General features: G+C 58.1%; 15 protein-coding genes. 1 reads left to right on the top strand and 14 read right to left on the bottom strand.

What is annotated here, in order from left to right; all coding sequences use genetic code 11:
- Positions 1 to 216 precede the first annotated feature (216 nt).
- The 10 genes from D3879_RS07710 to D3879_RS07665 all read right to left on the bottom strand — a co-directional run bounded on the left by D3879_RS07710 (position 217) and on the right by D3879_RS07665 (position 14,636).
- Entirely contained in the window at positions 217 to 1,635 is a 1,419-nt protein-coding gene (locus D3879_RS07710) for an FAD-dependent oxidoreductase (protein ID WP_119953467.1), read from the bottom strand.
- A gap of 83 nt (positions 1,636 to 1,718) precedes the next feature.
- The gene (gene gltB / locus D3879_RS07705) at positions 1,719 to 6,164 is read right to left on the bottom strand and encodes a glutamate synthase large subunit (RefSeq protein ID WP_119953466.1); all 4,446 of its coding nucleotides are present in this window, start codon (positions 6,162 to 6,164) and stop codon (positions 1,719 to 1,721) included.
- 227 nt (positions 6,165 to 6,391) lie between these two features.
- Complete coding sequence (locus D3879_RS07700) at positions 6,392 to 8,032, bottom strand: AAA family ATPase (RefSeq protein ID WP_119953465.1); 1,641 nt, start codon at positions 8,030 to 8,032, stop codon at positions 6,392 to 6,394.
- A gap of 11 nt (positions 8,033 to 8,043) precedes the next feature.
- Complete coding sequence (gene aroB / locus D3879_RS07695) at positions 8,044 to 9,147, bottom strand: 3-dehydroquinate synthase (RefSeq protein WP_119953464.1); 1,104 nt, start codon at positions 9,145 to 9,147, stop codon at positions 8,044 to 8,046.
- 50 nt (positions 9,148 to 9,197) lie between these two features.
- The gene (gene aroK / locus D3879_RS07690) at positions 9,198 to 9,716 is read right to left on the bottom strand and encodes a shikimate kinase AroK (protein ID WP_119953463.1); all 519 of its coding nucleotides are present in this window, start codon (positions 9,714 to 9,716) and stop codon (positions 9,198 to 9,200) included.
- Between the two features lie 4 nt (positions 9,717 to 9,720).
- The gene (locus D3879_RS07685) at positions 9,721 to 11,802 is read right to left on the bottom strand and encodes a type IV pilus secretin PilQ (RefSeq protein WP_119953462.1); all 2,082 of its coding nucleotides are present in this window, start codon (positions 11,800 to 11,802) and stop codon (positions 9,721 to 9,723) included.
- A gap of 53 nt (positions 11,803 to 11,855) precedes the next feature.
- Positions 11,856 to 12,383 (bottom strand): type 4a pilus biogenesis lipoprotein PilP, encoded by a 528-nt coding sequence (pilP, locus tag D3879_RS07680; RefSeq protein WP_119953461.1) that lies wholly within the window; start codon positions 12,381 to 12,383, stop codon positions 11,856 to 11,858.
- A complete protein-coding gene (gene pilO, locus D3879_RS07675; RefSeq protein ID WP_119953460.1) occupies positions 12,380 to 13,003 on the bottom strand; it encodes a type 4a pilus biogenesis protein PilO in 624 nt (207 codons plus the stop codon). The genes pilP and pilO overlap by 4 nt, the downstream gene beginning before the upstream one ends.
- Positions 13,000 to 13,572, bottom strand: a complete 573-nt coding sequence (locus tag D3879_RS07670) for a PilN domain-containing protein (protein ID WP_119953459.1) — start codon at positions 13,570 to 13,572, stop codon at positions 13,000 to 13,002. The genes pilO and D3879_RS07670 overlap by 4 nt, the downstream gene beginning before the upstream one ends.
- Positions 13,572 to 14,636, bottom strand: a complete 1,065-nt coding sequence (locus D3879_RS07665; RefSeq protein WP_119953458.1) for a pilus assembly protein PilM — start codon at positions 14,634 to 14,636, stop codon at positions 13,572 to 13,574. Before D3879_RS07665 ends, D3879_RS07670 begins: the two co-directional genes overlap by 1 nt.
- A 184-nt stretch (positions 14,637 to 14,820) precedes the next feature.
- Here D3879_RS07665 and D3879_RS07660 point away from each other — a divergent pair, with 184 nt between their 5' ends.
- Entirely contained in the window at positions 14,821 to 17,256 is a 2,436-nt protein-coding gene (locus tag D3879_RS07660) for a penicillin-binding protein 1A (RefSeq protein ID WP_420800905.1), read from the top strand.
- 131 nt (positions 17,257 to 17,387) lie between these two features.
- Here D3879_RS07660 and D3879_RS07655 read toward each other — a convergent pair whose 3' ends face one another.
- From D3879_RS07655 to D3879_RS07640, 4 genes are all read right to left on the bottom strand, one after another.
- Positions 17,388 to 18,812, bottom strand: coding sequence for an IS1182 family transposase (locus D3879_RS07655; RefSeq protein WP_119952353.1), 1,425 nt, complete (start codon positions 18,810 to 18,812; stop codon positions 17,388 to 17,390).
- Positions 18,813 to 18,924: 112 nt separating this feature from the next.
- Positions 18,925 to 20,193: a malic enzyme-like NAD(P)-binding protein gene (locus tag D3879_RS07650; protein ID WP_119953456.1), complete on the bottom strand. Its 1,269-nt coding sequence runs from the start codon at positions 20,191 to 20,193 to the stop codon at positions 18,925 to 18,927.
- Between the two features lie 101 nt (positions 20,194 to 20,294).
- Positions 20,295 to 21,734, bottom strand: coding sequence for a M48 family metalloprotease (locus D3879_RS07645; RefSeq protein WP_119953455.1), 1,440 nt, complete (start codon positions 21,732 to 21,734; stop codon positions 20,295 to 20,297).
- A complete protein-coding gene (locus tag D3879_RS07640) occupies positions 21,731 to 22,531 on the bottom strand; it encodes a thermonuclease family protein (RefSeq protein WP_119953454.1) in 801 nt (266 codons plus the stop codon). The genes D3879_RS07645 and D3879_RS07640 overlap by 4 nt, the downstream gene beginning before the upstream one ends.
- Positions 22,532 to 22,537 lie beyond the last annotated feature (6 nt).

Genomic DNA, 22,537 nt, shown 5'->3' with positions numbered 1-22,537 from the left:
GGCGAGTGCCGTGCCTTTTGTCTATCGCGACGATTTGCCTCGCCCTCCAGCCTGCTTGGCGACAAAGCTGGGTTTCGCTTCGCTCTACCCGGCCTGCGATTCTAAGCGTCGCGAGCGAAGGTCAGGCAAGGCGAAAACAGGTGAGGAGGCGGAGTTGACTGTAGTCAATGAGCATTCCGAGCCTGTTTTCAACGCAGCATGGCCGAGCGCAGCAGCTTAGACCCCCAGGTAATCGAGGATGCCTTCGGCGGCCTGCCGACCTTCAAAAATCGCGGTCACCACCAGATCGGAACCACGAACCATGTCGCCACCGGCGAAGATTTTCGGGTTGCTGGTCTGGTGCTTGAACTGGCTCTGCTCCGGCGCCACCACGCGGCCTTGGTTGTCGATGCTGATCTCGTGCTGCTCGAACCAGTCCGCCGGGCTTGGACGGAAGCCGAAGGCGATGATCACGGCGTCGGCCGGGATGATCTCTTCCGAACCCGGGATCGGCTCAGGGCTGCGACGGCCACGGGCATCCGGCTCGCCGAGACGGGTCTCGACCACCTTCACGCCTTCGACCTTGTCCTCGCCGACGATGGCAATGGGCTGACGGTTGTAGAGGAATTTCACCCCTTCTTCCTTGGCGTTCTTCACCTCTTTACGCGAGCCCGGCATGTTCTCTTCATCGCGGCGATAGGCACAGGTCACGGCCTTGGCACCCTGGCGAATCGAGGTGCGGTTGCAGTCCATCGCGGTGTCGCCACCGCCCAGCACCACAATCTTCTTGCCCTTCATGTCGATGAAGTCTTCCGGCGCCTTCTCGAAACCGAGGTTGCGATTGACGTTGGCGATGAGGAAGTCCAGAGCGTCGTACACACCCGGCAGATCCTCACCGGGGAAGCCGCCCTTCATGTAGGTGTAAGTGCCCATGCCCATGAACACGGCATCGTAGTCGGCCAGCAAGTGCTCGACGGTTACGTCGGTGCCGACTTCGGTGTTCAGGCGAAACTCGATGCCCATGCCGGTGAAGATTTCTCGGCGACGGCTGAGTACGCTTTTTTCCAGCTTGAATTCGGGAATGCCGAAAGTCAGCAGACCGCCGATTTCCGGGTTCTTGTCGAACACCACCGGACTCACGCCATTACGCACCAGCACGTCGGCACAGCCGAGACCGGCCGGGCCGGCACCAATGATCGCGACCTTCTTGCCGGTCGACTTGACCTTGGACATGTCCGGACGCCAGCCCATGGCGAACGCGGTATCGGCGATGTACTTCTCCACCGAACCGATGGTGACCGCGCCGAAGCCGTCATTAAGGGTGCAGGCACCCTCGCACAGACGATCCTGCGGGCACACGCGACCGCAGACTTCCGGCAGGGTATTGGTCTGGTGGGCCAGTTCAGCGGCGGCCAGGATGTTGCCTTCCGAAACCAGCTTGAGCCAGTTCGGAATGTAGTTGTGCACCGGGCACTTCCATTCGCAATACGGGTTGCCGCAACCCAGGCAGCGATGTGCCTGGTCTGCAGCTTGCGCTGGCTTGAAGGGCTCGTAGATCTCGACGAATTCCTTCTTGCGCTGACGCAAGAGCTTCTTCTTCGGATCTTTGCGCCCGACCTCGATGAACTGGAAGTCGTTATTCAGACGTTCAGTCATTTCAAAACCTCATCAAACTGGGGGGGCGTGTTCACACTCAATAACGGATCGTCATTTAGTGTGAACACACCCCTTGGCGCAAATTATTGTGGGTTGGCGCGGGTGCTGGAGAGCAGCGACCCGAGACTGGCAGCCTTCGGCTTGACCAGCCAGAACTTGCGCAGGTAGTCGTCCAGGTTTTCCAGGAGGTTGCGCCCCCACTCACTGGAAGTTTCCTGAACATACTCGGCAAGCACGCGCTGCAAGTGGCTACGGTAGGACTCCATGGCCTCACCGCTGATCCGCTGGATTTCCACCAGCTCGTGGTTCACGCGGTCAACGAAGCTGTTGTCCTGGTCCAGTACGTAGGCGAAACCGCCGGTCATGCCCGAGCCAAAGTTGTAGCCCGTCTTGCCCAACACGCAGACAAACCCGCCAGTCATGTACTCGCAGCAGTGGTCACCGGTACCTTCAACTACAGTATGCGCGCCGGAGTTACGCACGGCGAAACGCTCGCCGGCCGTACCCGCAGCGAATAGCTTGCCGCCGGTGGCACCGTACAGGCAAGTGTTGCCGATGATGGCGCTGTCCTGGGTCTTGAACGGGCTGCCGGCCGGCGGAACGATGACCAGCTTGCCGCCAGTCATGCCTTTACCGACGTAGTCGTTGGCGTCGCCTTCCAGGTAGAGGTTCAGACCTCCGGCGTTCCACACGCCGAAGCTCTGCCCGGCAGTGCCCTTGAAGCGGAAGGTGATCGGTGCCTTGGCCATGCCCTGGTTACCGTGCAGCCGGGCGATCTCGCCAGAGACACGGGCACCGATGGAACGGTCGCAGTTGCAGATCTCCAGCTCGAACTCGGCACCGGTCAGGCCGTCGATAGCCGGCTTAGCCAGCTCGACCATCTGCTCAGCGAGTTTGCCAAGATCGAACGGCGGGTTGCGGTCGACCTGGCAGAACTGCGGCTTGTCGGCCGGGATATGGTCACTGCCGAGCAGCGGAGTCAGATCCAGGTGCTGCTGCTTCTCGGTTTCGCCCGGCAGCATTTCCAGCAGATCGGTACGCCCGATCAGCTCTTCCAGGCTGCGCACGCCAACTTTGGCCAGCCACTCGCGGGTTTCCTCGGCGACGTAGGTGAAGAAATTCACCACCATGTCGACGGTGCCGATGAAGTGATCCTTGCGCAGCTTATCGTTCTGGGTGGCTACGCCAGTGGCACAGTTGTTCAGGTGGCAGATACGCAGGTATTTGCAGCCCAGGGCGATCATCGGCGCGGTACCGAAGCCGAAGCTTTCGGCGCCGAGGATGGCTGCCTTGATCACGTCGAGGCCGGTTTTCAGGCCGCCGTCGGTCTGTACCCGGACCTTGCCGCGCAGGTCGTTGCCGCGCAGGGTCTGGTGCGTTTCGGCCAAGCCGAGTTCCCACGGCGCGCCAGCGTACTTGATCGAGGTGAGCGGCGAAGCACCGGTCCCACCGTCGTAACCGGAGATGGTGATCAGGTCGGCGTACGCCTTGGCCACACCGGCGGCAATGGTGCCGACGCCAGCCTCTGCCACCAACTTCACCGAGACCAGGGCGGACGGGTTGACTTGTTTAAGGTCGAAAATCAGCTGCGACAGGTCTTCGATGGAGTAGATGTCATGGTGCGGCGGCGGCGAAATCAGGGTCACGCCAGGCACGGCATAACGCAGACGCGCGATCAGGCCGTTGACCTTGCCACCCGGCAACTGGCCACCTTCACCGGGTTTGGCACCCTGGGCGACTTTGATCTGCAGCACTTCGGCGTTGACCAGATACTCCGGCGTGACGCCGAAACGGCCGGTCGCCACCTGCTTGATCTTCGAGCTGCGGTTAGTGCCGTAACGGGCCGGGTCTTCTCCACCCTCACCGGAGTTGGAGCGCGCACCAAGGCGGTTCATCGCTTCGGCAATGGCTTCGTGAGCCTCGGGCGACAAGGCGCCGAGGGAAATGCCGGCTGAGTCGAAGCGCTTGAGAATGGCTTCCAGCGGCTCGATTTCGTCGAGCGACAGCGGCTGATCGGCAACTTTCACCTTGAGCAGGTCGCGAATCATCGACACCGGGCGAGTATCCACCAGGGTCGTGTACTCCTTGAACTTTGCGTAGCTGCCCTGCTGCACAGCGGCCTGCAGGGTATTCACCACATCCGGGTTGTAGGCGTGGTATTCGCCGCCATAGACGAACTTCAGCAAACCACCCTGCTGGATCGCCTTGCGGTTGTTCCAGGCTTCGAGAGCCAGCAGCTTCTGCTCGGCTTCGATATCGACGAAGCGCGCGCCTTTAATCCGGCTGGCGACGCCACGGAAGCTCAGCTCGACCACTTCATCGGACAGGCCAACGGCTTCGAACAGCTGCGCACCGCGATACGAAGCCACGGTGGAGATGCCCATCTTCGAGAGGATCTTCAACAAGCCTTTGGAGATGCCTTTGCGGTAGTGCTTGAACACTTCATAGAGGTCGCCGAGCACTTCACCGGTACGGATCAGATCCGCCAGCACTTCGTAGGCCAGGTACGGGTAAACCGCCGAAGCGCCAAAACCGATCAACACCGCAAAGTGGTGAGGGTCGCGCGCGGTGGCCGTTTCCACCAAAATGTTGCAATCGCAACGCAGGCCTTTTTCCACCAGCCGGTGGTGCACTGCCCCTACGGCCAGCGAGGCATGCATCGGCAATTTACCCGGTGCGATGTGTCGGTCGGTCAGCACCAGCAGAGTCTTGCCGCCACGCACGGCCTCTTCTGCCTGATCCGCGACATTGCGCACCGCCGCCTCGAGGCCGAGGGTTTCGTCGTAATTGAGGTCGATGACCTGCCGCTCGAAGCCCGGCGCGCTCAGCGCCATCAGCGAACGCCACTTGGCCGGGGAGATCACTGGCGAGCTCAGGATGACGCGGCTGGCATGCGCCGGCGACTCCTCGAAAATATTGCGCTCAGCGCCCAGGCAGATCTCCAGCGACATCACGATAGCTTCGCGCAGCGGGTCGATCGGTGGGTTGGTGACCTGGGCGAACTGCTGACGGAAGTAGTCGTAGGTGGAACGCACGCGCCTGGACAACACCGCCATAGGCGTGTCGTCGCCCATCGAGCCGACGGCTTCCTGGCCTTGTTCGGCCAGCGGACGCAGCACCTGGTCACGCTCTTCGAAGGTGACCTGGAACATCTTCATGTATTGCTTGAGCTGCTCGGCGTCGTAGCTGGCCGCGCCATGGTCGTCTTCCATGGTCGCCTGAATACGCAGGGCGTTCTTGCGCAACCACTGCTTATACGGGTGGCGTGACTTCAAGCGACTGTCGATATCGTCGGTGCTCAGCACCTGACCGGTTTCGGTATCCACGGCAAGCACCTGCCCCGGCCCGACGCGCCCCTTGGCGACTACGTCATCCGGCTGATAACCCCAGACGCCAATCTCGGAGGCGATGGTGATGTAACCATTGTCGGTGGTCACCCAGCGCGCCGGGCGCAAGCCGTTACGATCGAGCAGGCAGACGGCATAGCGGCCATCCGTCAGCACCACGCCGGCAGGACCATCCCACGACTCCATGTGCATGGAGTTGTATTCGTAGAAGGCACGCAGGTCGGCATCCATGGTTTCGACGTTCTGCCACGCCGGCGGAATGATCATGCGTATGCCGCGGAACAGGTCCATCCCGCCAGTGACCATCAACTCCAGCATGTTGTCCATGCTGGAGGAGTCAGAACCGACACGGTTGACCAGAGGCCCCAACTCGTCCAGATCCGGCAGCAGATCATTGGTAAATTTGCTGCGCCGGGCCTGAGCCCAGTTGCGGTTGCCGGTGATCGTATTGATCTCGCCGTTATGGGCGAGAAAACGGAACGGCTGGGCCAGCGGCCACTTCGGCAGGGTATTGGTGGAGAAACGCTGATGGAACACGCAGATTGCGGTCTGCAGGCGCTCATCACCCAGGTCCGGAAAGAACTGAGCGAGGTCGACCGGCATCATCAGGCCTTTATAGATGATGGTCTTGGACGAGAGGCTACAGATGTAGTGCTCGCTGTCGGCCGCGTTGGTCACCGAGGAGCGACGACGGGCGCAGAACAGCTTGATCGCAAACTCTTGGTCGCTGAGACCTTCGCCACCGACGAACACCTGCTCGATCTGCGGCAGACGCTCCAGAGCCAGGCGGCCCAGCACGCTGATATCCACCGGCACCTTGCGCCAGCCGATCAGTTGCAAACCGGCCGCCAGAATCTCGCGATTCATGTTTTCACGCGCAACACTTGCCTTGGCTTCGTCCTGGTTCAGGAACACCATACCCACGGCATACTGCTTGGGCAGCTCGACGGAGAAATGCTCCTGGGCCTTGGCACGCAAAAAGGCATCGGGCTTCTGCATCAGCAGACCACAGCCATCCCCGGTCTTACCGTCGGCGTTGATCCCGCCGCGGTGGGTCATACAGGTCAGGGCTTCAATGGCAGTCTGCAGCAAGTGATGACTCGCCTCGCCCTGCATATGAGCGATAAGGCCGAAGCCGCAGTTATCCTTGAACTCATCAGGATGGTACAGACCTGCTTTCATAGGGACTCTCACCAGGCAAACTTTTATCTAATTCAAACACTTACCTTGCGCGCAGGTCATTGCGCCAGCTTTGCGCAGGCAAAAGGGGGGTCATTGTACACAGCCACACAGAGGCTCACAAATGCCTCGCGGCGATACTGCGAAACCTTATGTCGCTTTTTTAGAAGAAAAAGACCAGATGGTCGTGCTATGGACTGCCTGGTCATTATGCTCAGGGGCTTAGCGCCTCAGCGCGCTTGAGCCTCCTGCTGGATGCTGGCAAAACTGCGCGGCCAGGGCTTGCTCGCTTGGACTTTGGCCGGCAAGGCCTTGATTGCCGCTTGCGCAGCATTTCGAGTCGCAAAGCTGCCATAAGTCACCACATACAGCGGCTGCCCTTGGTGCACCTTTTTGAAGTAGCGATACTCGCCGCCCTGCTGACGCACAAACGCTTGCGCACTGCCCTCCGAACGAGTCCCCAGAATCTGCAGCGCATAACTGGTCCCGGCCTGACTGCGATACCAGCCCCCCCCTGCCGCTGAAGCACTAGCGACGGGCTTCTCCGCCGGTTTAGCGACAGGCTTCACCGGCGCCGCAACCGGCTTAGGAGCAGGAGCAGGAGCAACAGCTACCGGCTTAGGCGCCGGAGCAACAGCCGTGCTAATCGGCTGACTCGGCACAGCCGCCGGGGCTGGAGGAGCGACTGGCGCAACAACTGGTGTGGCCGGAGCAGTCCCCGCCACCGTGCCCTGTGGCGGCGCGATACTGGTTACAGGCGGCGACACCGAACTTGTCAGTGACTCAATCGCACCCGCATCCTCGTCATCCGCCAACCCGGCAGCCTGAGCTAGAGGCTCGCGAATGACCGGTTGCGCCTCACCCACCAGAGGCAGGGGCAGCGGCTGAGTCGAACCAGCGAACTCGATAGGCGGGCCATTCTGATTCGACCCCACAACAGGCGCAGCCCCCTCCGCCACCGGAGCCACCGTAGAGCCCAGCGGCAATTGGGCCGACGCCGGAGCAGCCGGCTCACTGTCGGTACGCCCCTGCATCAACCAAGCAGCGCCGACAGCGACAGCGACCACGACCAATGCCAACAAATGCTTTTTCGGAAGATTGAAACTGAAACCCGCGCGCTGAGCCGCACCGCGCCGAGCCAGCATCGCCTCAATCAAGGTATCGCGCGCAACCTGATTAATCGCCCCTGGCCAGCCCGCCGACTGCTGATGGATATCAGCTATCTGCTCGTCGGACAGAATCTCCACGCCCTGCCCCGCGCCATCGAGACGTTGCGCCAGATACTCGCGTGTTTCATCTTCGCTATAAGGTTGCAGCTCAATGGCATGGAAACGCTCCTCACCATCCGCTAACAACTCGAGACGTGGCAGCAGCGCGGAGTCGCCAAACAAGAAAACATGCGCTCGCCCTTCGGCATTCCCAGCAGCCAGCACCAACAAGGCATCCAGCGCAGAATCATCCAGCGCCTCAGCATCATCGACCAGCAGATAGACCTCTTGCCCCGTCAACGACAACTGTGCGACATGAACCAAGACGGCTTGGGCCTCAGACTGCGGAGAGTTCAAGCCCTGAGCAATCTGCCGCATCAACCCGCCGGCATCCGCCGCACCACGGGCAGAGACCACTACGCTATGCACCGCCTGCTTATTGGTGCTAGCCACAAGCGCTTGGCGCAGCAGGGTCTTACCGCTCCCCGGCGGCCCACTGACAACCAGCAATAACTGGCTGTAGCGGGCTAGATGGTGAAGCTGACCCAGCACGGGCTTACGTTGCGCCGGGAAAAACTTAAAACCGGGCACGCGCGCTGCGAAAGGATCGTGACTGAACTGGTAGTGGCCGAGAAAGGCCTCATCGGCATGCAAACTGGTCATGGGACTCTCAATTAGTCTTTAAGCTGTTCCACCAACGCGCGGTAATCCGCAGCCAAGGTGGCATCCAAAATCTCGCGAGAAAAATCGCCAGTCACTACGGCATCGCCGATCTGGCGCAACAGCACCAAGCGCAAACGACCACCCAGGACTTTCTTATCGACCGCCATGTGCTTGAGGAAATCATCCGCCGTCATATCCTCCGGCGGTATCACAGGCAGGCCTGCCCGCTGAAATAGGCGTATAGCGCGATCGCGCTCAGCAGCCGTGATCCACCCCAGACGGCTGGACATCTCCAAGGCCATAACAGTGCCAGCGGCCACCGCCTCACCATGCAACCAAACACCATAGCCTTGCTGCGTTTCTATGGCATGCCCGAAGGTGTGCCCCAGGTTAAGGGTCGCGCGCACTCCCGACTCACGCTCGTCAGCCCCGACAACTCGCGCCTTAGCAGCACAGGAGCGCCCGATCGCCTCAGTCAGCACCGCCTGATCAAGCGCGCGCAGAGCCTCGATATTGGTTTCAAGCCACACCAGAAAGGGCTCATCACAGATCAGGCCGTACTTGATCACTTCCGCCAGACCAGCCGACAGCTCACGCGCAGGCAACGTCGCAAGAGTCGAGGTATCAATCAGCACCGCCTTCGGCTGATAGAAAGCCCCCACCATATTCTTGCCCAGCGGATGATTGATCCCAGTCTTCCCACCCACCGAGGAGTCGACCTGCGAGAGCAAGGTGGTCGGCACCTGAATAAAGTCGACACCACGCTGATAGCAAGCCGCGGCAAAACCAGCCATATCACCAACCACACCGCCGCCCAGGGCAATCACCGTGGTACTGCGCTCATGTCGTGCCGTTAGCAAGCCATCAAAAATAGTCTGCAGCGTTTCCCAGCCCTTGAAGGCCTCACCATCCGGCAAGATGACCGTAGCCACCTCGAAGCCCGCTAACGACCGAGTCAGAGCATCCAAATAGAGGGGAGCTACGGTTTCATTAGTGACGACAGCCACTTGCCGCCCAGCAATATGCCGCGCGAACAACTCGGCCCGGGCAAGCAAATCTGCCCCGATATAGATGGGATAGCTACGTTCGCCAAGCTCGACCTGAAGAGTTTGCATGAGGCCCTCGCGTAAAAAGGGCTCTAGGATAGCGCAATTCCGCTTAGGCTTTAACGTGGAGGTAGCGCCTCGAGGCGCTCGAGAATCTCCTGCACCACCATGCGAGGAGGACGCTCGTCGGTTTCAATCACCACATCCGCAATCTCACGGTAAAGCGGATCACGAATACGCATCAAATCGCCGAGCACCTTACCAGGATCAGCCGTGCGCAATAGGGGCCGATTCCGATCGCGCGAGGTGCGATCTAACTGCTGCTCCACGGAGGTATGCAGGTAGACAACCCGCCCACCGGCACGAAGCGCAGAGCGGTTTTCCGGCCGCAAGACAGCGCCACCACCCGTAGCCAGCACCACACCGTCCAACTCACAGAGCTCGCCAATTACTGCCTGCTCGCGCTCGCGAAAGCCAAGCTCACCCTCGACATCAAAAATCCAAGGAATATTGGCACCCGTCCGCTGCTCAATTTCCTTGTCAGAATCCTTGAACGGCAGCCTCAGCTCTTTAGCAAGCAAGCGCCCGATGGTGCTCTTACCGGCACCCATCGGGCCTACGAGTATCAAATTTCGCACTGAATTAACGGCTCACAGCAATAGCCTGATTGTTCATTATACGAGGAGTGAGAAACACTAGCAGCTCAGATTTATTGTCCTGCACCACATCACGCCGGAACATGCGCCCCAAGAAGGGCAGATCCCCCAGGAACGGCACTTTATCTACAGCCTTGGTTTGAGTATTAGAGAACACGCCACCAATTACGATGGTTTCCCCATCACTTACCAAAACTTTAGCATTGACTTCATTTTTCTTGATCGGAGGCACACCGTTCAAAGCATTCGCAAAGTCCGGCTCATCCTTCGTTACCTTCACCTCCATGATAATTCGATTATCAGGAGTGATCTGCGGAGTAACTTCTAGAGACAACGAAGCCTCTTTGAAGGAAGTACTAGTAGCACCACTGGAACTGGCTTCCTGGTAAGGAATTTCAGAGCCTTTGAGAATTTTTGCCGTTTCCTTATCAGAGGTCACGACCTTAGGCTGGGAGACAATCTCGCCATTACCGGTTTTCTCCATGGCCGACAACTCAAGGTCAAGGATGGTGTTGTCGGTGATAAAACCGATACCAATCCTGGAAGTAGAAGCAACAGCCCCCATATCCACGAACGACCCGTTTGCCAGATTGGGGTTATTGGCCGGACCGGCAACCGGACGACCAGCGCTACCGCCGCCCACAACAAAATTATTATCCCCTACACCCACACCACGCCAAGTCACTCCGAGTGCCTTGTCATAGTCGACGTTCGCCTCGACAATCCGCGCCTCAATCATCACCTGGCGAACCGGAATATCCAGCTGCGCGACTATGCGACGCAACTCATCAAGCTTGATCTGAGTCTGGTAGGCAATAATGCTATTAGTTCTATCATCTACAGTAATGGAGCCCCGCTCATCTGGATTCTCATTACCGCTCGTTACCGACTGGAACAGCTTCGCAATATCTGCAGCCTTCGCATAGTTAACCTGAATCAACTCGCGGCTCAGAGGCGCGAGCTCAGCAATTTGCTTCTGCGACTCCAACTCCTGGCGCTCACGAGCCGCAATTTCATCTGCCGGTGCAACCAGCAGGACGTTGCCTACTTTGCGCTTATCAAGGCCTTTGGTTTTCAGCACCAAATCTAGCGCCTGATCCCACGGTACATTCTGCAAGCGCAACGTGATATTACCCTGCACGGTGTCGCTCGCCACCAGGTTCAAATCCGTGAAGTCGGCAATCAACTGCAAGACCGAGCGAACATCAATATCCTGAAAATTCAAGGAAAGCTTCTCACCGCTATAGGCGAAACGCTCAGTCTTTCGTTTCTCGACAGCTTCTTGAGTTAGCGGCTTGACACTGACCGTCAGCTTATTATCAGTCTGATAAGCCAAGTAGTCATAGAACCCGGTCGGTTCGATAGTGATAGTTGCTTTATCGCCCTCCCCAGCAGAGCTGACAAACTGAACAGGAGTAGCGAAATCCTTCACATCCAAACGTACACGTAAAGACTCTGGCAGCTGAGTCTTTGCAAAGCTCAAGCGAATTTTGCCGCCCTGTTCTTGAATATCTGGACTTACAGAAGGATCCGACAGTTCGATAACAACATTACCCTCGCCCTGCTCGCCGCGCTGGAAGTCGATATTGCTAATCGCCTTACCAACAGATGCGTAGGTTTTCTTCGACGCCACTTGAGACTGCACTTTAGCAGGCGCAACAACGGGGGCAGCAGCTGCGACATTGCCTGCGCTATCCCCCACAACGACATATAGATTATTGCCTTCAGCGCGAGTGCTATAAGGAACCAATGTCGAAAGATTGATAATCAGTCGCGTGCGGTCCTTAGCCTCAACCACTGTAACGCTACGAGCATTACCGACACCCAATTCACGATTCTTAGAGCCCAACTGATTGGTTACGCCCGGCAAATCAAGAGCAATACGTGCAGGTTGTTCGATGGTGTAGCCACGCGGCGCCACCACCGGCTCGTCAAACGCCAGCTTTAGCTCCACCCGGTCACCAGGCAAGGCAGCGACATCAAGGGTTTGCAGATTGGCGGCCAGCAGAGCCGGTGACATTACAGCAGCCAACAGGGACATGCAGAGGCGCGAAAGAGAGCTATTCATTCTCAGGTTCCGTTGTACAGACCGGTAATTATTTTTCATATTCCAACCCGCCCTTAAGAGCGCTCCTTGAGAGAGAGGCTTCGCGGCCGCTCCAGCCAGCCACCTTCACCATCAGGAACAATTTCGATCACATCGATTTTCGCTTCATTAATTGCCAAGATGCGACCATTGTTGCGCCCCAGGTAATCCCCCACTTTTATCCTGTGTACACCACCAGCCCCATTAACCAGAGCGAACATTCCGCCATCGTTAGAGAGCGTCCCCACCATCTCAAAGACTTCAATATTGAAACCTTCCAGAAACTGTTTGACCCGAGTCTCATCAGGCTTGATCTCTTTAGACCCTTTCGGCCGGTTGACCAGATCAATTTTTACTGGTGGCTGGAATGGGCTCCGCAGTGCAGCGGCACTGTAAGTAAACGCCTCATACGCCTGAAATTTCGGTAAGGGTTCAATGGAACCCTTAGGACGAGCACGCACCTCATCCATATAAGCCTGAAGATCATTGAAATCGCTACTCGAACCACAGCCGGCCAAGCTAGCAAACAACAGACCGCACAACATCAGACGGGAGCTCTTCATTTTTGTAGCCCCTTATCGTTATAACGGTAAGTCTTGGCAAGGATGCTCATGCGCAGCTTCGAGGTATTATCAGTACCAAGTGGTTTAATTTCAAAATCATGCAAAGTTACGATTCGTGGCAAGCTAGCCACACCACTGACAAAGGTCGCCAAATCGTGATAGGCACCAACAACCGAAATCTGTATTGGCAACTCGATATAAAATTGCTGCACGACTTCCGGCAACAATTTTATTTCCTCAAACTCCAAGCCACTACCTAGACCTGTACGAGTTATATCCTCCAGCAGCCCAGGCACTTCGGTATCACTTGGCAATTGTCGCAAAAGAGCACCGAAAGAGACTTCCATCTCTTTCATCTGCTCTTTATAAGCCTCTAGATTAGCGGCTTGAAAGGCCTTCGTGGAAAACTGCTGCTTGAGAGTCTCCTCCTCACTGCGCTGCTGATCCAGTTGCGCCTGCAAATCCTTAAGATGGAAGTTGTACCCTAATGCCAATACCGCAACCAGCAATAAAAAGCACGCTACAACTTTAACCGCAGCAGGCCAGGAACCAAGGTTATTAACATCAAGGTCCCCAAGGTCAATTTTGCGCAGGTTCTCGAGAGAGTCCGCCAGGCTCATTTCTTGACTCCTTCTGCTTCGACCGACGGCTGCGTTTGTTGCACTGTCAACTGGAAGACATTTGCCTGATCTAGCGCCCCGGCGGTAATTGCCTTAACCGCAGTCAGATTAGGCGCATCCAGCCACTGCGAAGCATCCAGATTACGCATCAAATTAGAGACTCGGTTATTTGACTCAGCTGCCCCGTCAATGGCGATGTTCTTAGCAGTCATTTTCAGAGCACTGAAATAAACACCATCAGGTAAAGTGCGCGCCAGCTGATCGAATACCCGTCCAATAATTGGGCGATTACCTTGAAGATCCTGAATAATCTTCATTCGCTCTAAAAGCTGTTGACGGCGCGTCTTAAGCTCACTGATTTCTTTAATTCGCGCATCCAGCACTGCAATTTCTTTACGCACATAATCATTGCGAGCGTTCTGTTGTTCGATAGCGCCATTTAGATACTGATCACCAAGGAAAACCGTGCTGCCGGCTACGATCAATACGCCGGCCAAAGTGACCAAAAAGCGTTGCTTGCGCTCCTCGCGCAACTGCTCCCGCCAGGGAAGTAGGTTGATGCGCGCCATCAGTCGAAACTCCTCATCGCCAGACCACAGGCAATCATCAGCGCCGGAGCATCACTGGCCAAAGCCCCGGCATTGACCTTGCCGCTAAGCGCCATATCAGCGAAGGGATTTGCCACCAAGGTCTGGGTACCGATTTTTTGTTGGATCAGCCGATCCAGATCGGGAATCGAGGCCGTACCACCCGCCAACAGGATGTAATCGACATCATTGAACTGGCCAGCTGCGAAGAAAAACTGCAGAGAACGAGAAACCTGCTGCACCACCGCCTCTTTGAACGGCTGCAATACTTCGCTGTCGTAGTCATCTGGAAGACCACCCTGCTTCTTAGCAAGGCCAGCCTCCTCCACAGACAACCCGTAACGACGCTGAATCTCTTCGGTCAGCTGCTTGCCACCAAAGAGCTGCTCGCGGGTATAAATGGTGCGGCCATTGTGCAACACGCTCAGCGTGGTCATGGTCGCCCCGATATCGACGATCGCGACCGTCAGTTCGTCATGCCCACTCCCCAACTGAGCGGCCAGCAAGCCATAAGCCCGCTCGAGAGCATATGCCTCGACATCGACGACTTTCGCCGTCATGCCGGAGAGCGCAAGTGCCGCCTCACGAACTTCGACGTTTTCCTTACGACATGCTGCCAGCAGCACATCGACCCGGTCAGAGTTGCGCGCCGAGGGCCCCTGCACCTCGAAGTCGATCGCAACCTCTTCGAGCGGATAAGGAATGTATTGATCGGCCTCGATCTTCAGCTGGTTCTCCAGATCATCGTCTGAGAGGCCCGCTTCCATCTCGATGGTTTTGGTAATGACGGCAGAGCCAGCGACTGCTACCGCTACCGTTTTCACCCCAGTCTTAGCCTTGGCCAAGACTCGAGACAACGCCTGACCCACGCCTTCCAGCTCAGCGATATTTTTCTCGACCACAGCATTTGGGGGGAGTGGCTCGACAGCATAGGCCTCTACTTTGTAGCGGCTTCCTGAGCGACTCAATTCGAGGAGCTTGACTGAGGTCGAACTGATATCGATCCCCAGCAGCGTGTTCGCTTTCTTATTGAAGAGCCCTAGCACGACCGATTTCCTATTGGCATCCGCGACTTACGGACTATTTATGTTTTTTCACATTAAATAACAGTCTTGACATAAGCGCAAATGGCTACCCAGGAAAAAAAACGCTTATAATGTGACCAGTTTTTCCCTTTTAACATCGCCTTCCGCTTAACTCTTTCTTTTACCTGGAAATCCAAAAATTTTGATGCGTCTGCTGAAGTTTTTCTGGTGGTGCTGCGTCGCCGTTTTTTGTGGACTGTTGCTCAGTCTTAGCGGCGCTTTTCTCTACCTAAGCCCCGCCCTGCCATCCGTCGAATCGCTCCGCAGCATTCAGCTGCAGATCCCCCTCCGGGTCTATAGCAGCGACGCTAAGCTGATTGCCGAATTCGGCGAGATGCGCCGCTCTCCAATCCGCTTCGCCGACATCCCGCCCGACTTCATAAAAGCACTGCTGTCCGCCGAAGATGACAACTTCGCCAATCATTATGGCGTCGACCTTACCAGCCTAATGCGCGCTGCCACGCAATTATTAAAAAGCGGGCAGATTCAATCGGGCGGCAGCACCATTACCATGCAGGTGGCGAAGAACTTCTTCCTCACTAGCGAAAGAAGTTTTTCGCGCAAGATCAATGAGATCCTTCTTGCGTTACAGATTGAGCGTGAGCTCAGCAAGGATGAAATCCTTGAGCTCTATGTCAACAAGATCTACCTGGGCAACCGCGCCTATGGCATCGAAGCTGCGGCCCAGGTTTATTACGGCAAATCCATGCGCGATCTCAGCCTGGCGCAGATGGCGATGATCGCCGGGCTGCCCAAAGCTCCGTCGCGTTTCAACCCATTAGTGAATCCGCAACGCAGCCAGGAGCGTCGCGACTGGATTCTTGGACGCATGTACAAGCTTGGAAAGATCGACGAGGCGCGCTATCAGGCTGCCATCCATGAGCCGATCAATGCCAGTTACCACGTCCCCACACCGGAACTCGCGGCCCCCTATATAGCGGAAATGGCCCGCGCAGAAATGGTCGGGCGCTATGGCAGCGAGGCCTACACGGAAGGCTTCCACGTCACCACCACCGTCCCCAGCAAATTGCAGGAAGCGGCCAACAACGCAGTTCGCACAGGCCTGATCAATTATGACCAGCGCCATGGCTACCGCGGCCCAGAGACCCGCCTTCCCGGCATGACGCGCGAGACTTGGCAACTGGAGCTAGGCAAACAGAAAACACTGAATGGCCTTGAGCCCGCCATCGTCAGCCAAGTGGAAAAAAGCGGAATTCTGGTGCTGACCCGCAACGGCCAGGAAGAAACAGTAAGTTGGGACAGCATGAAATGGGCGCGCCCATTCCTCAACACCAACAGCCTCGGGCCTCGCCCACAGAAGCCCGAAGATGTCACGCAGGTTGGCGACCTGATCCGCGTCTTGCGCCAAGAAGATGGCAGCCTGCTCTTCAGCCAGTTGCCTGCCGCGCAAAGCGCGCTGGTATCTCTCGATCCGCAAAACGGAGCTATCCGCGCCTTGGTGGGCGGCTTTTCCTTTGACCAGAGCAACTACAACCGTGCCGTTCAAGCCAAGCGCCAACCCGGCTCCAGTTTCAAACCTTTCATTTATAGCGCCGCAATAGATAAAGGCTACACCGCTGCGACCCTGGTGAATGATGCGCCCATCGTATTCCAGGAAGCCGGCATGGACGAAGCCTGGCGCCCGAAGAACGACACCAACACCTTCCTCGGCCCGATCCGCCTGCGTGAAGCGCTGTACAAGTCGCGCAACCTGGTTTCCATTCGCTTACTGCAAGCCATCGGCATCGAATACACCCTGAACTATGTCAGCCGTTTCGGCTTCAATAAGCAGGAATTGCCACGCAACTTCTCCTTGGCCCTTGGCACCGCTAACCTGACACCACTGGAGATCGCCGGCGGCTGGAGCACCTTCGCCAATGGTGGTTACAAAGTGCAGCCGTATCTGATCGAACGCATCCATAGCCGTAACGGCGAGCCACTGTATATTGCCAATCCCGCCAGCGTACCCAGCGGCGCAACAGCCCCCGCCGGCGCCGCGACTACGGCCGAACCTCCAGCAGCCAGCGGCGAAATCACTACCGAGCTCCCCGCTTCCAACCTGGAGCCAGTAGTTGCCGAGCGGATTGTCGATGCCCGCACCAGCTACATCATGACCAGCCTGCTGCAGGACGTGATCAAACGCGGTACCGGGCGCCGCGCTTTAGCGATGGGCCGCAGCGATCTGGCCGGCAAAACCGGGACCACCAACGAGTCCAAGGACAGTTGGTTCTCCGGCTACAACGCCGACTACATAACCACGGTCTGGACCGGCTTCGACCAACCGGAAAGCCTCGGCCGCCACGAGTTCGGCGGCACCGTCGCATTGCCGATTTGGATGAGCTACATGAGTGCCGCACTCAAAGATAAACCCGCACATATGCTGCCCGAGCCGGAAGGCCTGCTGACCCTGCGCATCGATCCACTGAGCGGTCGCGCCGCTACGCCGGGCACGCCGAATGCCTATTTCGAGCTGTTCAAGAGCGAGGATACACCGCCACCGATGAGCGAGCTCGACCCCAATCTCGCGATACCCGGCAGCCCACTCCCAGCTGACGAAGCCGCTCCTATCGACCTGTTCTGACGTAAAAAGCGCTCAATAAAAAGCCCCGCAGATCAGGCTGTGCGAAAACGTACTAATGGTTGACCAAGCAAACGCCCCGACTGGTTCGGGGCGTTTTGCTGTGTGCGGACCCAGGGGAGAAAAAGGCTGTATCAGCCCATCAATCCGATGAGGTGGCGTGCGCCGAGCACGTTGATCGCTCTTTTGAGGTTATAGGCCTGTACCGCTAAGGCCATTTCGGTTCGTGCTCCCTTCAATTGGCGAAGCAGGAAGCGACCATTACCAAATAGCCATTGTTTGAGGTTGCCAAATGGATGCTCGACGATGGACCGCCTACTCGCCATCATCTCGGGCTGCGCCTGCAGCCGCTGCTCCATTCGCTCAAAGGCCGCCTCGTGGGCATGGCGTCTCAGGTAGCGACGCTGGGCGTTGGTGCACTGTGCCTTGAGCGGGCAAGCGCTGCAGTCGCTGATCGCCGCGTGGTAGATACGCTCCCCGCGATTCAGTTGCTTGAGCGTCAGCAACTTGCCTGCCGGACAGCGGTACTGGTCGCTCTCTGCGTCGTAAGTGAAATCACTTCGCTCGAACAGCTGCGTATCACCACCCCGGTTGTTAACTGCCCGGTTGGGCGGCACATAGGCGGTAATGCCGGCATCTTCGCATGCCTGGAACTGCTCGCCGTTGGAGTAACCGGCATCGGCAGTGACCGTCAGCACGTCCTGCTGCAACTCGGACTGGGCGGCTTTAGCCATCGGCTCGAGCTGCTGGGTATCGTTGCCGTCCTGTGTGACCTCGTGATGCAGGATCAGGCAATGCTCGGCGTCCACAGCTGTTTGCACGTTGTAAGCGACGCGCCCACCCCGAGGGGTACGCATCATCCGGGCATCGCTCTCGGTGGTGATGAATTGCTCAAGCTCCAGGGCCTGCATCAGTGCTTGGCAAGTCAGGTTGTCGGCCTGTTTGGCTTGCAGTCGCTCCAGCGCCGTTTTTACCGCGCTACGGTCAACGGCCTCATTGGCTTCGGACTTGTCCGCCTCATCCAGCTCCGCCAGGTACTGGGCGATACGCTTATCCAGCTTCTCTTGCTGACGCTTGAGCTTCTTCAGATCCACATGCCGACGCGCTGAGGCCACGGCCTTGAATTTGCTGCCATCGATGGCCACCAACTCTCCGGCGATCAGCCCGGCTTGACGGCAAAACTGCACGAAGGCCCGACAGGTCGCGCTGAACGCTTGTCCGTTGTCCTTGCGGTAATCGGCGATGGTCTTGAAGTCCGGCTTGAGCCGATTGAGCAACCACATGACTTCGACGTTGCGCAGGCATTCAGCTTCGAGGCGTCGGGAGGAGCGGATGCGTTGGAAATAGCCATACAGGTACAGCTTGAGCAGGTCCGCCGGATCGTAGGCAGGACGCCCCGTACTCTTGGGAGTGGCTTTGGCAAACCCGAGTAGCTTGAGGTCCAGTCGAGCCACGTAGGCATCGATCACACGGACCAGATGGTCGTCGGGAATCAACTCTTCCAGCGAAACCGGAAACAGACTGGTCTGGTCTCGCGCCTCTCCTTGGATGTACGCCATAACGAAAAATGCCCGTATCTTTCGATGCGGGCATTTTCTTCAACTACCAATCAGAACGCTAGGTTTTCACACAATCTGAGATGCGGGGCTTTTTATTGCAAGCGAAAGCACCTTAGCCGTTGAACACGTCATCCACCGACTTCAGCGGATAGTGCTTCGGATAGGGCAGCGTCGCCACACCGCTCTCGATCGCGGCCTTGGCCACGGCATCGGAAATCACGGTAATCAGGCGCGCATCCATCGGCTTCGGAATGATGTACTCGCGCCCGAACGCCAACTTGACCCCACCATAGGCGTCGCTGACTTCCTGCGGCACCGGCAGCTTGGCCAGTTCGCGCAGAGCCAGGGCGGCGGCGATCTTCATCTCTTCGTTGATACGAGTCGCGCGCACGTCCAGCGCACCACGGAAGATGAAGGGGAAGCCGAGCACGTTGTTGACCTGGTTCGGGTAATCCGAACGACCGGTAGCCATGATCACATCGTTGCGCGTGGCATGGGCCAGCTCTGGTGCAATTTCCGGATCCGGGTTCGAACAGGCGAACACGATCGGATCAGCCGCCATACGCTTGAGGTCTTCGGCGCTGATCAGATTGGCCCCGGACAGACCGACGAACACGTCGGCGCCGTCGAGCGCATCCGACAGCGAGCGCTTGTCAGTCTCGTGAGCGAACACCGCCTTGTACTGGTTCAGGTCGTCGCGACCAGCGTGGATCACGCCTTTGCGGTCGACCATGTAGATGTTCTCGATATTCGCCCCCATGCTCACCAGCAACTTCATGCAGGAGATGGCTGCTGCGCCGGCGCCGAGGCAGACGATCTTGGCTTCAGGCAGAGTCTTGCCGACGATTTCCAGGGCGTTGAGCATGCCGGCCGCGGTCACGATGGCGGTGCCGTGCTGATCATCATGGAACACTGGAATATCGCACTGTTCGATCAACGCGCGCTCGATCTCAAAGCACTCTGGTGCCTTGATGTCTTCCAGGTTGATACCACCGAAGGTGATGGAAATGCGCTTAACGGTATCGATGAAAGCTTGCGGGCTTTCCGAGTCGACTTCGATATCGAATACGTCGATACCTGCGAAACGCTTGAACAGCACGCCCTTACCTTCCATCACCGGCTTGGAAGCCAGCGGGCCCAGGTTACCCAGGCCGAGAATCGCTGTGCCGTCGGAAATCACCGCCACCAGGTTGCCCTTACCGGTGTACTTGTAGGCCAGCTCGGGATCGCGAGCGATCTCACGAACAGGCTCAGCCACACCCGGACTGTAGGCCAGCGACAAATCGCGGGCGGTTGCGGTGGGCTTGGTCAGCTCGACACTCAGCTTCCCTGGACGGGGATTGGCGTGGTATTCGAGAGCGGCAGTTTTCAGATCAGACATGTTGGCATTTCCGCTTTTTTTGCTGTTGAACAGACAGGCAGCCGAGGATACGCAAGATGCAGAAGCCTAACAAGACTGATCAGTCAGCTGTGTCAAGGCCTCTAGCGTAAGACTTTAAGCCAATCGCCAGGGCGCGGCTCGCCGCTTGGGTAGAGATGATTGAGCAGGCGCAAACGGGATTCCGAGTCGCCCGGCAGCTTACTTTCCTGGGCTAGCGCCGCCATGCTTTGCCCGCTTTTGGCCTTAATCATGTGCAGCCGCAGCGGTTGCGCCAGCTTACGCTCATCATCCTTAAGCGGGCGAAAGCTCTTGATCACCTTGAGGAAGTTAGCGTCCTCGGTTTCCAGCGAGGCCGGCGCCTTGGCAGCAGCGACAAAGAGATAGGCCTGCTGCCCTTTGAAGAGCACCGCTACACGCCTTGCCGCATTCCCAGGTATAACCGCGGTGTAACCTTGCAGCCCCGCCTGCTGCAGCGACTCCTCCGCCGCCAGTCGCCGCCCACCCAAGCGCTGTTTGATAAATTCTGCAGGCGTCTGGCCTGGCTTGACCTGATTCAGGGTCATGGCGATAAAAGCCTGCTGACCCGCGGTTTGCCCTATCAACGCGTCGGGCCGATTGAGCAGCGCCCAGCCTTGCGGATAGCTCAAGGTAAAACCCAGGCCGGCATGATAGAACTGCTGGCCTCGGCGCACGCCGGTTGCTTCCGAATCGCCGAACGGCAAGCCTTCCAGGTGCTGCAAAAAGACCTCTTGGTTGATCTCCTGCTGCCCGCTAGCCAAAGCCCGGGCCGGACCTATCACCTGTTGCAGTCGCTGATCGTTACCTGGATGGGTATCGAACAAACCATGGTAGCCACTGGCCGGTGCGGGCTGGCCGTTCTTGGCCGCTTGATCGCGGGCGAAGTCTTCCTGGTTCTTCAGCACCTCTACCACTTCGATCATCGCCTGCGGATCATAGCCGCTGCGCGCCAGGTACTGAGCCCCGAGGCCGTCCGCCTGCAATTCCATGTCGCGACCATAGCCACGCACGAAAGCCGAGCCTAAAGCGCCGGTCAGATCGCCCGCAGCCCCCACCCCGGTACCGATCGCGACCGCCTGCCCCAATATGCCCCACGCCTGCGACTGACTCTGCTGCTGCACACTGTGACGAGCGGTGACGTGGCCGACCTCATGCCCCAGCACAGCGGCCAATTCGGCTTCCGAGCTGAGGTAGGCGAGCAGCCCGCGATGGATATAGATGTAGCCTCCCGGCAGGGCGAAGGCGTTGATATCAGGACTGTCGATCACCGTGAAACGGTAGCTCAAGTTACTGCGATGGCTGTGTTGAGCCACGCGCTCGCCGACTTGCTGCACATAGGCCTGGAGCTTTTCATCGGCATAACGTGGGTATTGCTTGGCGATTTCCTGGCTGTAACTGCGACCGAGATCGAGCTCCTGCCGCTCGCTCATCATCACGAAGTTGCTCTCGCCCGTCGCCGGGTTCAGCGCACAACCACTCAAAGCAGCCAACAACAGCAGTAAAACCGATAATCGCGCACTCATGGCAACACCTCGAGCATCGCCGCATGGGTCAGGGGCAACATCCAGCGGGCTTGCCCTGGTTTTACGCCGCCACGGCGGGAGCGGTCAATCACCCAGCCGCGCGCCTCAACACGCCGGCCAGCCAGGTCCTGCAAGCTCTTAAGATCGAATTGGCCGAGCGACTTCGGCGCGACATGCAGCACCAGCGAGTCGTCCAGCTCGAGCCACAGTCCGCCGCGATTGCGCTCGACCTTCTCCACCTGCCCGCGAATCAAGGCGAAACCACCAGCGCTCAGTTGCTCCGGTGTCTGCACCGGCGACTTGCGCCATAAGCCAAGCTGCGAGGCCCGCGCAGCGCGCTCGGCGGCCTGCTGACAACTCACCAACGCCACATTCGGTGCCACCGCCACCAGATAACCCAAACCCTCGGCCAGCAGCTGCGCCTCCAGATTACGCCCCTCGCCGTCATAGCCGTGCGCCAAGGTGCGGCCGTAGTGATCCTTCGCCTCGCGCCCCGGTTGCAAACCGATACGCCCGTCACTGGCACTGACCAGCGCTTGCAGACGGCGCCTGGCCATCTCGGCAAACGGCTCGGCCGAGCGCCCATGATGCGCAAGTTCAGGGGCATTCAAGCCGATCAAGCGCACGCTGCGACCGTCGCTAAGCTTCAGCGTGTCGCCATCCACCACTCGCTGCACGCTGACGATCGGCAGCCCGGCCGGCGCCGGGCAAAACGCCTGGGCTGGGAAAACGGTGGCGAGAGAAACGAAAAAGGCGCCCGCAAGGGACGCCTTTTTCAACAGCACGGAGAAGCCCATCAGGCC

It is taken from the genome of Pseudomonas cavernicola, from assembly GCF_003596405.1.
In the GTDB taxonomy this organism is placed as follows: Bacteria; Pseudomonadota; Gammaproteobacteria; order Pseudomonadales; family Pseudomonadaceae; genus Aquipseudomonas; species Aquipseudomonas cavernicola.
Note: the sequence above shows the minus strand (reverse complement) of the source record. Positions and strands in the feature narration are given on the sequence as shown.